Source organism: Rhodovulum sp. ES.010 (genome assembly GCF_900142935.1).
Classification (GTDB): Bacteria; Pseudomonadota; Alphaproteobacteria; order Rhodobacterales; family Rhodobacteraceae; genus Rhodovulum.
Window position 1 is genome coordinate 1,927,709 of the sequence record NZ_FSRS01000001.1, and the last position, 12,149, is coordinate 1,939,857.

General features: G+C 68.1%; 13 protein-coding genes. 12 read left to right on the forward strand and 1 reads right to left on the reverse strand.

What is annotated here, in order from left to right:
* Positions 1-208 precede the first annotated feature (208 nt).
* The 11 genes from BUR28_RS09400 (at position 209) to BUR28_RS09450 (ending at position 9,886) form a co-directional block, all read left to right on the forward strand.
* A complete protein-coding gene (locus tag BUR28_RS09400) occupies positions 209-1,072 on the forward strand; it encodes a branched-chain amino acid aminotransferase (RefSeq protein ID WP_074219879.1) in 864 nt (287 codons plus the stop codon).
* A 131-nt stretch (positions 1,073-1,203) separates the two neighbouring features.
* On the forward strand, positions 1,204-1,659 hold the full coding sequence (locus BUR28_RS09405) for a universal stress protein (protein WP_074219880.1): 456 nt from the start codon (positions 1,204-1,206) through the stop codon (positions 1,657-1,659).
* Positions 1,660-1,737: 78 nt separating this feature from the next.
* On the forward strand, positions 1,738-2,298 hold the full coding sequence (locus BUR28_RS09410) for a NifU family protein (RefSeq protein ID WP_074219881.1): 561 nt from the start codon (positions 1,738-1,740) through the stop codon (positions 2,296-2,298).
* The gene (gene tsaB, locus BUR28_RS09415; protein WP_371441589.1) at positions 2,295-3,002 is read left to right on the forward strand and encodes a tRNA (adenosine(37)-N6)-threonylcarbamoyltransferase complex dimerization subunit type 1 TsaB; all 708 of its coding nucleotides are present in this window, start codon (positions 2,295-2,297) and stop codon (positions 3,000-3,002) included. The genes BUR28_RS09410 and tsaB overlap by 4 nt, the downstream gene beginning before the upstream one ends.
* On the forward strand, positions 2,992-3,462 hold the full coding sequence (locus tag BUR28_RS09420) for a GNAT family N-acetyltransferase (protein ID WP_074219882.1): 471 nt from the start codon (positions 2,992-2,994) through the stop codon (positions 3,460-3,462). Before tsaB ends, BUR28_RS09420 begins: the two co-directional genes overlap by 11 nt.
* Before the next feature lie 75 nt (positions 3,463-3,537).
* Positions 3,538-4,527: a BMP family lipoprotein gene (locus BUR28_RS09425; RefSeq protein WP_074219883.1), complete on the forward strand. Its 990-nt coding sequence runs from the start codon at positions 3,538-3,540 to the stop codon at positions 4,525-4,527.
* A 5-nt stretch (positions 4,528-4,532) separates the two neighbouring features.
* On the forward strand, positions 4,533-6,104 hold the full coding sequence (locus tag BUR28_RS09430) for an ABC transporter ATP-binding protein (protein WP_074219884.1): 1,572 nt from the start codon (positions 4,533-4,535) through the stop codon (positions 6,102-6,104).
* Positions 6,104-7,201 (forward strand): ABC transporter permease, encoded by a 1,098-nt coding sequence (locus BUR28_RS09435; RefSeq protein ID WP_074219885.1) that lies wholly within the window; start codon positions 6,104-6,106, stop codon positions 7,199-7,201. Before BUR28_RS09430 ends, BUR28_RS09435 begins: the two co-directional genes overlap by 1 nt.
* Entirely contained in the window at positions 7,201-8,166 is a 966-nt protein-coding gene (locus tag BUR28_RS09440; protein ID WP_074219886.1) for an ABC transporter permease, read from the forward strand. Before BUR28_RS09435 ends, BUR28_RS09440 begins: the two co-directional genes overlap by 1 nt.
* A 50-nt stretch (positions 8,167-8,216) precedes the next feature.
* Positions 8,217-9,131 carry a sulfite exporter TauE/SafE family protein gene (locus tag BUR28_RS09445; RefSeq protein WP_074219887.1) on the forward strand — a complete coding sequence of 305 codons (915 nt, stop codon included), beginning with the start codon at positions 8,217-8,219 and terminating at the stop codon, positions 9,129-9,131.
* Positions 9,128-9,886, forward strand: coding sequence for a TIGR02186 family protein (locus tag BUR28_RS09450; RefSeq protein WP_074219888.1), 759 nt, complete (start codon positions 9,128-9,130; stop codon positions 9,884-9,886). Before BUR28_RS09445 ends, BUR28_RS09450 begins: the two co-directional genes overlap by 4 nt.
* Before the next feature lie 71 nt (positions 9,887-9,957).
* Here BUR28_RS09450 and bhcR read toward each other — a convergent pair whose 3' ends face one another.
* A complete protein-coding gene (gene bhcR, locus BUR28_RS09455; RefSeq protein WP_074219889.1) occupies positions 9,958-10,779 on the reverse strand; it encodes an HTH-type transcriptional regulator BhcR in 822 nt (273 codons plus the stop codon).
* 188 nt (positions 10,780-10,967) lie between these two features.
* Here bhcR and bhcA point away from each other — a divergent pair, with 188 nt between their 5' ends.
* Positions 10,968-12,146: an L-aspartate--glyoxylate aminotransferase BhcA gene (gene bhcA, locus BUR28_RS09460; protein WP_074219890.1), complete on the forward strand. Its 1,179-nt coding sequence runs from the start codon at positions 10,968-10,970 to the stop codon at positions 12,144-12,146.
* Positions 12,147-12,149: the final 3 nt, after the last annotated feature.

Below are 12,149 nucleotides of genomic sequence, written 5' to 3' on the forward strand. Positions count from 1 at the left end.
ACCGGCCTCCCCGGGGGCTGCCTCAATTCCCCAAGTCCGGCGCACGCCGCCCGCTGCGCCTGTCCCCGGCCTTTCGGCGGTGTCGGCCGACGCCCCGGCCGACACCGCCCGACGCCCCCGGCCGCCCCGCCGGGGGCGTTTGCTTTGGCGTCTGGACGCCCCCGGCGACCGGGTCTAGGGTGCGCGCGGTTCGACAGAGGGATGAGTCATGGCCACCGGCATCAACGTCCGCACCTATTTCGAGGGCCGCTGGCACGAGGGCGACCTCGCGGTGATGCGCGCCGCCGATCACGGAAGCTGGCTGGGCACGACCGTGTTCGACGGCGCCCGCTATTTCGAGGGCATCGCCCCGGACCTCCTGGCCCATTGCGCCCGCGTGAATGCCTCAGCCGAGGCGCTGATGATTACCCCGACGCTCAGCGCCGAAGAGATGCACGAGATCGTCTGGGAGGGGCTGAAGCTCTACCCCAAGGACGCCGCGGTCTATATCCGCCCCATGTACTGGGCGCTCGAGGGCGATTTCCTCGGCATCGTGCCGAAGCCTGACGCGACGGGCTTTGCGATTTGCCTGGAGGAGATCCCGATGGCGGCGCCCGGCTCGGCGACGACGCTGACGACCACCCGGTTCCGCCGGCCCACGCTTGACTGCGCGGTGGTGAACGCCAAGGCGGGCTGCCTCTATCCCAACAACGCGCGGATGCTGGCCGAAGCGCGGGCCAAGGGCTTCGGCAACGCGCTGGTGGCCGACGCGATGGGCAACGTGGCCGAAACCGCCACCGCGAACGTCTTCATGGTGAAGGAGGGCGAGATCTTCACCCCCATCGCCAACGGCACCTTCCTCGCCGGCATCACCCGCGCGCGGCATATCGCGAACCTTGCCGCCGAGGGGATCGCGGTGCACGAGACGGTGCTGAGCTTCGATGATTTCCGCGCCGCCGGCGAGGTGTTCCTGTCGGGCAACATGATGAAGGTGACGCCGGTCAAGGCCTTCGACGAGGTGCAGTACCAGCCGGGACCGGTGACCGCGCGGGTCCGCGAGCTTTACTGGGACTGGGCGCATTCGGCCGGCTGACCCGGGCCTTTCCCGTCCCCGGCCGCGTGCCTCCGGGGAGAGTATTGCGGCCAAGAAGAAGGCCGGGCCGGTAGGAGTTGTCAGCGCCCGCAGGCTCGGTCATGCTGGCGGGCGGTTTCCATGGAGGACCCATGCGCAAGTTCCTCGTCATCCTCGACGACAGCCGGGAATGCCTGAATGCGATGCGCTTTGCCGCGATGCGGGCGTCGAAGACCGGGGGCGGCGTGCAGATTCTTTCGGTCATCCCGCCGGAAGAGTTCAACCATTGGATCGGCGTCGGCGACCTGATGCGCGAGGAGGCGCGCGAACGGATCGAGGCGCATTTCGAGGTCTTCGCCAAGTGGATGCGCGACCGGCAGGGAGTCGCCCCGGAACTGGTGATCCGCGAGGGCGAACCGGTGCCCGAGATCCTGGCTCAGATCCGCGACGATCCCGAGGTGGGCGTGCTGGTTCTGGGCGCGGGCACCGAGAAGAAGGGCCCCGGCCCGCTCGTGACCCAGCTCACGAAATGCGCCGGCACCCTGCCGGTGCCGATCACCATCGTCCCCGGCGGATTGTCGAAGGAAGGACTGGAAGCGGTTTGCTGAAGCGATTAGAATAGTTCTAAGGATTGACAAGGAGCCGCCGCGGGCGCATATCCGAGTGGAAAGCTAAGGAATAGACTCATGTTCATCCAGACCGAATCCACCCCGAACCCCGCCACGCTGAAATTCCTGCCCGGCCAGGCGGTGCTGGAGGCGGGCACGGCGGACTTTCCCAGTTCCGAGGGGGCGGAGCGCTCGCCGCTGGCGGCGCGCATCTTCGCCGTGGACGGCGTGCGCGCGGTCTTCTTCGGGACGGATTTCGTGACCGTCACGAAGGCGGAGGATGTCGAATGGGACCATATCAAGCCCGCGATCCTCGGCGCGATCATGGAGCATTACCAGTCCGGCCAGCCGGCGATGACCGGCGAGGCTGCCGAGGCCGGCCATGCCGCGCATGACGGCCCCGACACCGAGATCGTAAACCAGATCAAGCAGTTGCTCGACACCCGCGTGCGCCCGGCCGTGGCGCAGGACGGTGGCGACATCACCTTCCACGGATTCGACCGTGGCGTGGTCTATCTGCATATGCAGGGCGCCTGCGCGGGCTGCCCGTCCTCGACATTGACGCTCAAGATGGGCATCGAGAACCTGCTGCGTCACTACATCCCCGAGGTGACCGAGGTCCGCCCCGTCGCCGTATGATGCCGGCCGAGGGCGGGCACGGCCCGACTATCCTGGCCTTCGACACGAGCCTGCCGCAGATCTCCGCAGCGGTGCTGTCGGGCGGCATCGTTGTCGAGCGCGAGGAGGCGATGCATCGCGGGCAGGCCGAGCGGCTGATTCCGCTGCTTGCAGACCTGATGACCGCAACGGGCGTGACGTGGCGCGACATGGACCTGATCGCCGTCGGCATCGGGCCGGGGAATTTCACCGGCACGCGTATCTCGGTGGCCGCGGCGCGCGGCCTCGCGCTCGGCCTCGGCATTCCTGCCATCGGCGTCTCTCTTTTCGAGGTATTGCGCGACCCGCAGACGCCGTCAACGGAACCGGCGGCGTTGCTGAGCCTTGAGGCCCCCAGGGGCATGGCCATCGTTCAGGCGTTCAGCAACGGCAAGCCGAACGCACCGCCCCAGGTGATCGATCCCGCAGCGCGGCCGCTCGACCTCGATCTTCCCCACGGCGCGGCCGTGCGCGGATTCCGGGCCGACGAGATCGCCCGGCCGTTCGGTTCCTCCTTCGAAGCCGTCGGCCCGGCGCAGGTGGCGGCCCGCATGGCGCGCCTCGCCGCGTTGCGCGCCGGCGAGGCGGATTTCGACCCGGCGGCGCGGCCGGCGCCCCTCTATGTCCGGCCCGCCGATGCCAAGCCGCCGGCCGACGCGCCACCGGTTATTCTCGATGACGCCTGAGGCGCTGGCCGCGCTGCACGCGCTCTGCTTCACGTATCCGCGGCCCTGGACCTCCGCCGAATTCGCCGCGCTGCTCGCCACCCCGGACACCTGGCTGACCGGCGACGCCACCGCCTTCGCGCTCGGCCGGGCGGTGGCGGGCGAGGCAGAGCTTCTTGCCCTCGCGGTTCATCCCGCGGCCCGGCGGCGTGGCCTGGGCCGTGCGCGGCTGGCCGGGTTCGAGGCCGGGGCGCAAACCCGCGCCGCCGGCGAAGCCTTTCTGGAGGTCGCCGCCGACAACGCCGCGGCCCGCGCACTGTATCAGGCCGCAGGCTACCGCGAGGCGGGGCGGCGGCCGGGCTATTACGCCGCGCCCGACGGCCGGCGCGTGGACGCGCTTGTCCTGCGCAAGGCGCTCGCCGCCCCTGACGCGGCGGGGGTCCAGAAATCGGTTGACGGTTTCCGGGGGCTCGGCCCTTAATTGGTCAGCTTTCAGGCCCTTGCGCCCCGCCGGATGCGGCCTGCGCCCCAACGAAGACCAACCGGGAGACATTCGATGACGCTGATGCAGAACGCTCTGGGCGCAGGTGCCGCGCTTGCGATCCTCTCGGGAGCCGCGCTGGCCGAACCGGCGATGGTCTATGACCTTGGCGGAAAGTTCGACAAGTCCTTCAACGAGGCCGCCTATACCGGCGCCGAACGGTGGGCCGAGGAAACCGGCGGAAGCTATCGCGAGATCGAGTTGCAGTCGGAGGCCCAGCGCGAACAGGCGCTGCGCCGCTTCGCCGAGGCCGGGCTCAACCCCATCGTGATGGCGGGCTTCGCCTTCAAGCCGGTGCTCGAGGAGGTGGCCGCCGACTATCCCGACACCAAGTTCCAGATCATCGACGAGACGGTCGAGGCGCCGAACGTGCGTTCGCTGATCTTCGCGGAGCACGAAGGCAGCTATCTCGTCGGCATGATGGCCGCGATGGCCTCGGAGACCGGCACGGTGGGCTTCATCGGCGGCATGGACATCCCGCTGATCCGCAAGTTCGCCTGCGGCTACGTGCAAGGCGTGAAGGCGGTGAACCCCGAGGCGACCGTGATCCAGAACATGACCGGCACCACACCCGCCGCCTGGGCCGATCCGGTCAAGGGCGGCGAGCTTGCCCGCGCGCAGATCGCGCAGGGGTCGGACGTGATCTATGCCGCCGCCGGGGCGACCGGGGTGGGCGTGCTGCAGACCGCCGCCGACGAGGGCATCCTCTCGATCGGGGTGGACAGCAACCAGAACTACCTGCATCCGGGCCAGGTCCTGACCTCGATGGTCAAGCGCGTGGACGTCGCGGTCTACGAGGCGTTCAAGGCCGGAGACGACCTTGAGACAGGCAGTTTCGTTCTCGGCTTGGCCAAGAACGGCGTGGACTATGCGGTCGACGAACACAATGAAGACCTCGTCACCGCCGAGATGCAGTCCGCCGCCGAACGGGCGAAGGCCGGGATCATCGCGGGCGAGATCGAGGTGCACAACTTCATGTCCGACAGCGCCTGCCCGGTGAAATAATCGGCATGGAGGGCGGCAGCGCGGCCGACGCGCGGCTGGCGACGGCGGCCGCTCCGGCCATCGAACTGCGCGGAATCTCCAAGGCGTTCGGCCCGGTTCAGGCGAACAAGGACATCGCGCTGAGGGTGATGCCCGGGACGGTCCACGGCATCGTGGGCGAGAACGGCGCGGGCAAGTCGACGCTGATGTCCATCCTCTACGGCTTCTACAAGGCCGATGCGGGCGAGATATTCGTGGGCGGGCAACGAACCGTGATCCCCGACAGCCAAGCCGCCATCCGGGCCGGGATCGGCATGGTGTTCCAGCATTTCAAGCTGGTCGAGAACTTCACCGTGCTGGAGAACGTGATCCTCGGCGCCGAGGACGGGCGGCTTCTCAAGCCGTCGCTCGCCAAGGCGCGCGACACGCTGAGGACCCTTGCGCAGGACTACGAACTGAACGTCGACCCGGACGCCCGGATCGACGAACTCGGCGTCGGGATGAAACAGCGCGTGGAAATCCTCAAGGCGCTGTATCGCCAGGCCGATATCCTGATCCTCGACGAGCCCACCGGCGTGCTGACGCCCGCCGAGGCCGACCACCTGTTCCGGATATTGGAAAACCTCAAGTCCGAGGGCAAGACGATCATCCTGATCACCCACAAGCTGCGCGAGATCATGGCGATCACCGACACGGTTTCCGTCATGCGCCGCGGGCAGATGACAGCCACTCTTGAGACAGCCAGGACCAGCCCCGAGGAGCTGGCGGAACTGATGGTTGGCCGCAAGGTCCTGTTGAGAATAGACAAGAAACCCGCGGCCCCGGGCAAGACGGTTCTCGAGGTCGAGAACCTGCATGTGGTGGACGAGGACGGCGTCGAGCGGCTGAAAGGCGTGTCGCTGAACGTCCGCGCGGGCGAGATCCTGGGGATCGCGGGGGTGGCCGGTAATGGGCAGTCGCAGCTTCTGGAAGTGCTGGGCGGCATGATGCACGGCACCGGCACCGTGCGGATCAATGGGGCCGAGATCGACCTGACCGGCCGCCACTTCGACGGCCGGTCGCGTCGCGCCCGCGGCATCGCCCATGTCCCCGAGGACCGCCAGCGCGAAGGGCTGATCATGCCCTTTCACGCCTGGGAGAACATGGTCTTCGGCTATCACCACGACCCGGCCTACCAGAAGAACCGCGCGCTGATGGACAATGCCGCGATCCGCGCGATGGCCGAGGAAAAGATGGCCCGCTTCGACGTGCGCCCACCGAACCCGCGCCTTGCCGCACGGAATTTCTCGGGCGGCAACCAGCAGAAGATCGTCCTGGCCCGAGAGATCGAGCGGAACCCCGACCTGCTGCTCGTCGGCCAGCCCACCCGTGGCGTCGATATCGGCGCGATCGAGTTCATCCACCAGCGCATCCTGGACCTGCGCGATGCGGGAAGCGCGGTGTTGCTGGTCAGCGTCGAGCTCGAGGAAATCCTGTCGATCGCGGACCGCATCGCGGTGATGTTCGACGGCCGCATCATGGGCGAGCGGCTGCCGGGCGAGACCGACGAGATGGAGCTTGGCCTGATGATGGCGGGCATGCAGGGGAAGGCGGCCTGATGCGGGACGTGATGCCCAAATGGGCCGACGTGGTGCTGATCCCCCTGTTCAGCCTGGGGCTCGCCTTCGTGTTGTCGGCAGTGGTGATCGTCGCCATCGGCGAGGATCCGGTCGCGGCGGTGAAGATGATGGTCACGGGCGCGCTGGGCTCGACCTATGGCTGGGGGTACACGCTCTATTACGCGACGAATTTCATCTTCACCGGGCTGGCCGTCGCAGTGGCGTTCCATGCGCGGCTTTTCAATATCGGCGGCGAGGGGCAGGCAACGCTTGGCGGCCTTGGGGTGGCACTGGTCTGCCTCGCGGCGCCCTGGCCGCACTGGACCCTGGCGCTGCCCGCCGCGGTGATCGGCGCGGCGCTGTTCGGCGCGGCCTGGGCGGCGATCCCGGCCTGGCTGCAGGCCAAGCGCGGCAGCCATATCGTCATCACCACGATCATGTTCAACTTCATCGGCGCGGCGGTGCTGAACTACCTGCTGGTCAACGTCATGCGCCCGCAGGGCTCGATGGACCCGGCCACTGCGAAGTTCCCCGAAGGCGCACACCTGCCGACGCTCCATGACCTGCTCGCCCCGTTCGGCATGGAATTTTCGCGCGCGGCGCCCGCGAATGTCAGCTTCCTCCTCGCGCTCGCGGCCTGCGTGCTGGTCTACCTGCTGATCTGGCGCACGCGGTTGGGCTATGAAATCCGCGCGCTGGGCCATTCCGAACCCGCGGCGATCTATGCCGGAATCCGGCCCGTGCGCATCGTGATGGCCGCGATGCTGATCTCGGGCGCGCTGGCCGGTCTCATGGCGGTCAACAACGTCATGGGCGAAGCGGAACGACTGGTCCTGAACTCGGTCGAGGGTGCAGGCTTCATCGGCATCGCCGTGGCGCTGATGGGCCGCAACCACCCGTTCGGCGTGTTCCTCGCGGCGATCCTGTTCGGCTTTCTCTACCAGGGCGGCGCGGAACTCGCGCTCTGGACCGAAATACCGCGCGAACTGATCGTGGTGATCCAGGCGCTCGTGATCCTGTTTACGGGCGCGCTCGACAACATGGTGCGGATGCCGCTCGAGAAACTGTTTCTCAGCCTGCGGAAAAGGCGCGCGTGATGGATTTCGCGACCGTCCTACAGGTCCTCGACTCCACCGTCCGGTTGGCCACGCCGCTTTTGCTGGCCTGCCTCGCGGGGCTGTTTTCCGAACGCTCGGGCATCTTCGATATCGGGCTGGAGGGCAAGATGCTGTTCGCCGCCTTCTTCTCGGCGGCCACCGCGGCGGTCACCGGCTCGGTCTGGCTGGGTCTGCTGGCCGGCATCGCCTCCTCGATGGTGCTGGCGGGCATCCATGGCCTCGCCTCGATCACCTTCCGCGGCAACCAGCTGATCTCGGGGGTGGCGATCAACTTCCTCGCGGCCGGTCTGACCGTCGTGATCGCGCAGGACTGGTTTTCCCAGGGCGGCCGCACGCCGTCCCTGCTCGGCGGGGCACGGTTCAACGCGATCACCCTGCCCTTTGCGGACAGCCTGCACCCCATCCCCGTGGTCGGCCCGATCTACCACGACCTGATCTCGGGCCACACGGCGCCGGTCTACTTCGCCTTCGCCATGGTGCCCGTCACCTGGTGGCTCCTGTTCCGCACCCGCTTCGGCCTGCGCCTGCGCGCCGTCGGCGACAGCCCCGAGGCGCTGGACACGGCCGGTGTGTCGGTCATCGCCACGCGCTACGCCGCCGTGGCGATCTGCGGGGTGCTCTGCGGGATCGCGGGCGCCTATCTGGCCACCGCGCTGCAGGCGGGCTTCGTCAAGGACATGACGGCGGGACGCGGGTATATCGCGCTGGCGGCGCTGATCTTCGCCAAGTGGCGGCCCTGGTATGCGCTGTGGGCGACACTGCTCTTCGGGCTGCTGCAGGCGATCGCGCTGCGCTACCAGAATATCGACCTCGGCGGCATCATTGTACCGGTGCAGGTGATGGACGCGCTGCCCTACATCCTGACCGTGGTGATCCTGGCGGGGTTCGTCGGCCGGGCAATCCCTCCCCGCGCCGGGGGCGAGCCCTATGTGAAGGAACGCTAGCGGGGCGCCGCGCCTTGCCAGCCGGGGGCCGGAGGCTTTAGGGACCGTATATGCAGATCTACCTGCCCATCGCCGAGGTCTCCGTGAACGCCTTTCTGCTGCTCGGGCTGGGCGGGATGGTGGGCGTGCTGTCGGGCATGTTCGGCGTGGGCGGCGGGTTCCTCATGACGCCCCTTCTGTTCTTCATCGGCATCCCGCCCGCCGTTGCCGTCGCGACCGAGGCGGTGCAGATCGTCGCGTCGTCCTTCTCGGGCGTCCTGGCGCATCTCAAGCGGAAGACCGTGGATTTCAAGATGGGCACGGTGCTGCTGATCGGCGGCCTCGCGGGGGCGGTGATCGGCATCGCGATCTTCAACCTACTGCGCGAGTTGGGCCAGGTCGATCTGCTGGTCAAGCTGTGCTACGTTGTCTTCCTGGGCGTGATCGGCGCGCTGATGTTCGTCGAAAGCCTGCGGGCGATCCGCCGGCTGAAGAACGGCAAGTCCGCGCCCAGGCGGCGCCAGCGGACCTGGGTCCACGCCCTTCCCTTGAAGACGCGGTTCCGCACCTCCGGGCTCTACATCTCGGTGATCCCACCTCTCTTCGTGGGCGCCGCGGTCGGTGTTCTGGCCGCGATCATGGGGGTGGGCGGCGGCTTCATCATGGTGCCGGCAATGATCTACCTGCTCGGGATGCCGACGAAGGTGGTGGTCGGCACCTCGCTGTTCCAGATCATCTTCGTCACCGGCTTCACCACGCTTCTGCACGCCACGACGAACTTCACCGTCGATCTGGGCCTGGCTTTGCTGTTGCTGATCGGGGGGGTTGTCGGCGCGCAGATCGGCACGCAGATCGGCGTCAAGATGAAGGCGGAGCAATTGCGCATCCTGCTGGCCGTCCTGGTTCTGGCGGTCTGCGGCAAGCTCGCGCTCGACCTGCTGCTGGAGCCGGCGGAGCTTTACTCCATCGCGGAGGCGGAGCATTGAGGCCGCGCGCGCTCCTCCTCATCTGCCTGCTCGCGGCGTTTCCCGCCCGCGGCGAAGAGGTCGTGGCCGGCCTCAGCCAGACGCGGGTCGCGATCAACACGAATTTCGCCGGGTCCGAGATCCTGATCTTCGGCGCCGTGAAACGCGACGCGCCCCTGCCCGAGGGCGCGTTGAACGTCGTCGTGACCGTGGCCGGGCCTTGGAAACCCGCCACCGTGCGGCGCAAGGAGCGGCGCTTCGGCATCTGGGTCAATGTCGAGCAGGTGCGGATCGACGCGGCCCCGAGCTTTTACGCGGTGGCCACCACGGCCCCGCTGGACGCGGCGCTGTCGGATACCGAGGATCTGCGCCACAAGGTATCGATCCCGCGCGCGATCCGCGCCGTGGGCACGGCGGACGAAGCGCAAAACCCCGAGCAATTCGTCGAGGCGCTGATCCGTATCCGGAGGGACGAGGGGCTGTACCAGTCCCTCCCGGGCGAGGTGTCGCTGTCGGAGGCGACCCTTTTCCGCACCTCCATCGCGCTGCCCGCGAACCTGACCGAGGGCGACTACACCACGCGCATCTTCCTGACGCGCGACGGCGCCGTGGTCGACGCCTACGAAACCGCGATCGGGGTGCGCAAGGTGGGGCTGGAACGCTGGACTTACACGCTGGCCCACGAACGGCCGCTGGTCTACGGCATCCTCTCGCTGGCCATTGCCATCGCCGCCGGCTGGGGGGCCTCGGCGGCGTTCCGTCTGCTGCGAAACTGACCCGCCCGGCAACCTGGCCCCCGACCCGCCGCGTCGCTCGATATCGGCGCCTCGCCGTCCCTGCCCCGCGCTTACGCCTGCCCGTGCGGCGTCCCCCCGATCGCGGCCGTCACGCTGTCCGCGGCCTTGCGCACCTCCTGGCCCATTCGAGCGGCCTCCGACAGGGTCATCCGGAAGGCGGGCCCCGAGACCGACAGTCCCGCGACGGGCTCGCCATGGGCGTTGAAGATCGGCGCGGCGACGCAACGCATGCCCTCGGCCCGCTCCTGGTCGTCGATGGCGAAGCCGCGCTCGCGCGTTCGGGCGAGGTCGCGGGACAGGCTCGCCTCGGAGGTGATGGACAGCGAGGTGAATCCGGCCAGTCCCTTCTCGGCGACGATCCCGGCCACCCGCGCCTCGGGGTAATAGGCCAGGAGCGCCTTGCCGATCCCCGACACATGCATCGGGCTGCGCGTGCCGGGCGGGAAGAAGGCGCGGATCGCCTCATGCGTCTCGACCTGGGTGAGGAACAGCACCTCGTCGCGGTTCTCGACGCCGAGGTTCGCGGTCTCGCCCGTGGCGCGCATCAGCGCCTGCATCGCGCCGCGCGAGCGTTCGGCGACATTGGCGCGCCGCAGGAACCCCGAGCCGATGCGGAACGCACCCGCGCCCACGTGCCAGCGCTGGGCGCCCTCCTCGAACTCGACGATCTCGTGGCCCTGGAGCGTGACCAGCACCCGGTAGACGGTGGCCGCGCTTTGCCCCGAGCGGTCGGCAAGCTCGGTCAGCGTCAGGCCGTTGGTCTTGGCGAGCGCCCTGAGCAGAGCCATCGCCCGGTCGAGCGACTGGATGGTGTTCTGCTCGGTCTTGTCGTGGAAGGCGCGGGGGCGGCCGCGCGGGCGGGCTTGCGTCATGCGAATCGGGCCTCCTGTCCGGCTGCCCGGAAAATGAAATAGTTTTTCATTTCATGAAAGCCAGAAAACGACGCGATTTCAGTCCGGTTGCACGTTTTTTCACCTAGCGCATCATTTTTTCAAAAAAATTGCACGCGGGACCGCCGCCGCGGTATGCCCACGGGGCGACACGAAAAGGAACAACTCGAATGTCCAGCCAGAACCCCGTCTTCATTCCCGGACCGACCAACATTCCCGAATCGATCCGCCGGGCCTGCGACATCCCGACGATGGACCACCGCTCCGCAGCCTTCCCACCGCTGTTCGAACGCGCCAAGTCCGGCGTGCGCCAGATGCTGAAGATGGACGAGGGCGAGGTGATCCTGTTCCCGGCCTCGGGAACGGGTGGCTGGGAAGCCGCGGTTACCAACACGCTGAGCCCCGGCGACAAGGTGCTGGCCGCCCAGCACGGCATGTTCTCGCTGAAATGGATCGATCTCTGCGAGCGCCACGGGCTGGATGTCGAGGTGGTCAAGTGCCCCTGGGGCGAGGGCGCCCCGGTCGAGCGTTTCGCCGAGATCCTGGCCGCCGATACCAGTCACGAGATCAAGGCGGTGCTGGTCACCCATAACGAGACCGCGACCGGCGTCACCTCCGACGTGGCCGCGGTGCGCGCGGCGATGGACGACGCGGGCCACCCCGCGCTGTTGATGGTCGACGGGGTCAGCTCCATCGCGTCGATCGACTTCCGGATGACCGAATGGGGCGTGGACCTGGCAGTGACCGGCTCGCAAAAGGGCTTCATGCTGCCGGTGGGCCTGGCCATCGTCGGCGTCAGCCCCAAGGCGCTGACCGCGATGGAGACCGCCAAACTCTCGCGCTGCTTCTTCGACTTCCGCGACATGTTGAAGCTCGGCACGCCCTACACGCCCGCCGTGGGCCTGATCAACGGGTTGGGCGCGGCCTGCGACATGCTGCTGGAAGAGGGGCTGAAGAACGTCTTCGCCCGCCATCACCGGATCGCCGAGGGCGTGCGCGCCGCTGTCTCGGCCTGGGGGATGCGGCCTTGCGCGGACCGGCCCGCGCTCTACTCTGATACGGTGACCGCGATCGTGCTGCCCGAGGGGGTGGACGGCAACGCGCTGGTGCGCCACGCGGCCGAGGCCTATCACGTCGCCTTCGGCGCCGGGCTGGGCGAGGTCGCCGGCAAGGTGTTCCGCATCGGCCACCTGGGCCAGCTGACCGACGTGATGGCGTTGTCGGGGATCGCCACCGCCGAGATGGCGATGGCCGACATGGGCGTGGCGGTGACGCTTGGCAGCGGGGTCGCCGCGGCACAGGACTATTACCGGACGAACAAGGCCGCCCCGGTGAAGGCGGCGGCGTGAGGG

Coding starts and splice junctions, on each gene's coding strand:
- BUR28_RS09440 (WP_074219886.1), top strand. CDS start 7,201: ATGGATTTCGCGACCGTCCTACAGGTCCTCGACTCCACCGTCCGGTTG.
- BUR28_RS09430 (WP_074219884.1), top strand. CDS start 4,533: ATGGAGGGCGGCAGCGCGGCCGACGCGCGGCTGGCGACGGCGGCCGCT.
- BUR28_RS09420 (WP_074219882.1), top strand. CDS start 2,992: ATGACGCCTGAGGCGCTGGCCGCGCTGCACGCGCTCTGCTTCACGTAT.
- tsaB (WP_371441589.1), top strand. CDS start 2,295: ATGATGCCGGCCGAGGGCGGGCACGGCCCGACTATCCTGGCCTTCGAC.
- bhcA (WP_074219890.1), top strand. CDS start 10,968: ATGTCCAGCCAGAACCCCGTCTTCATTCCCGGACCGACCAACATTCCC.
- BUR28_RS09445 (WP_074219887.1), top strand. CDS start 8,217: ATGCAGATCTACCTGCCCATCGCCGAGGTCTCCGTGAACGCCTTTCTG.
- BUR28_RS09400 (WP_074219879.1), top strand. CDS start 209: ATGGCCACCGGCATCAACGTCCGCACCTATTTCGAGGGCCGCTGGCAC.
- bhcR (WP_074219889.1), bottom strand. CDS start 10,779: ATGACGCAAGCCCGCCCGCGCGGCCGCCCCCGCGCCTTCCACGACAAG.
- BUR28_RS09435 (WP_074219885.1), top strand. CDS start 6,104: ATGCGGGACGTGATGCCCAAATGGGCCGACGTGGTGCTGATCCCCCTG.
- BUR28_RS09425 (WP_074219883.1), top strand. CDS start 3,538: ATGACGCTGATGCAGAACGCTCTGGGCGCAGGTGCCGCGCTTGCGATC.
- BUR28_RS09405 (WP_074219880.1), top strand. CDS start 1,204: ATGCGCAAGTTCCTCGTCATCCTCGACGACAGCCGGGAATGCCTGAAT.
- BUR28_RS09410 (WP_074219881.1), top strand. CDS start 1,738: ATGTTCATCCAGACCGAATCCACCCCGAACCCCGCCACGCTGAAATTC.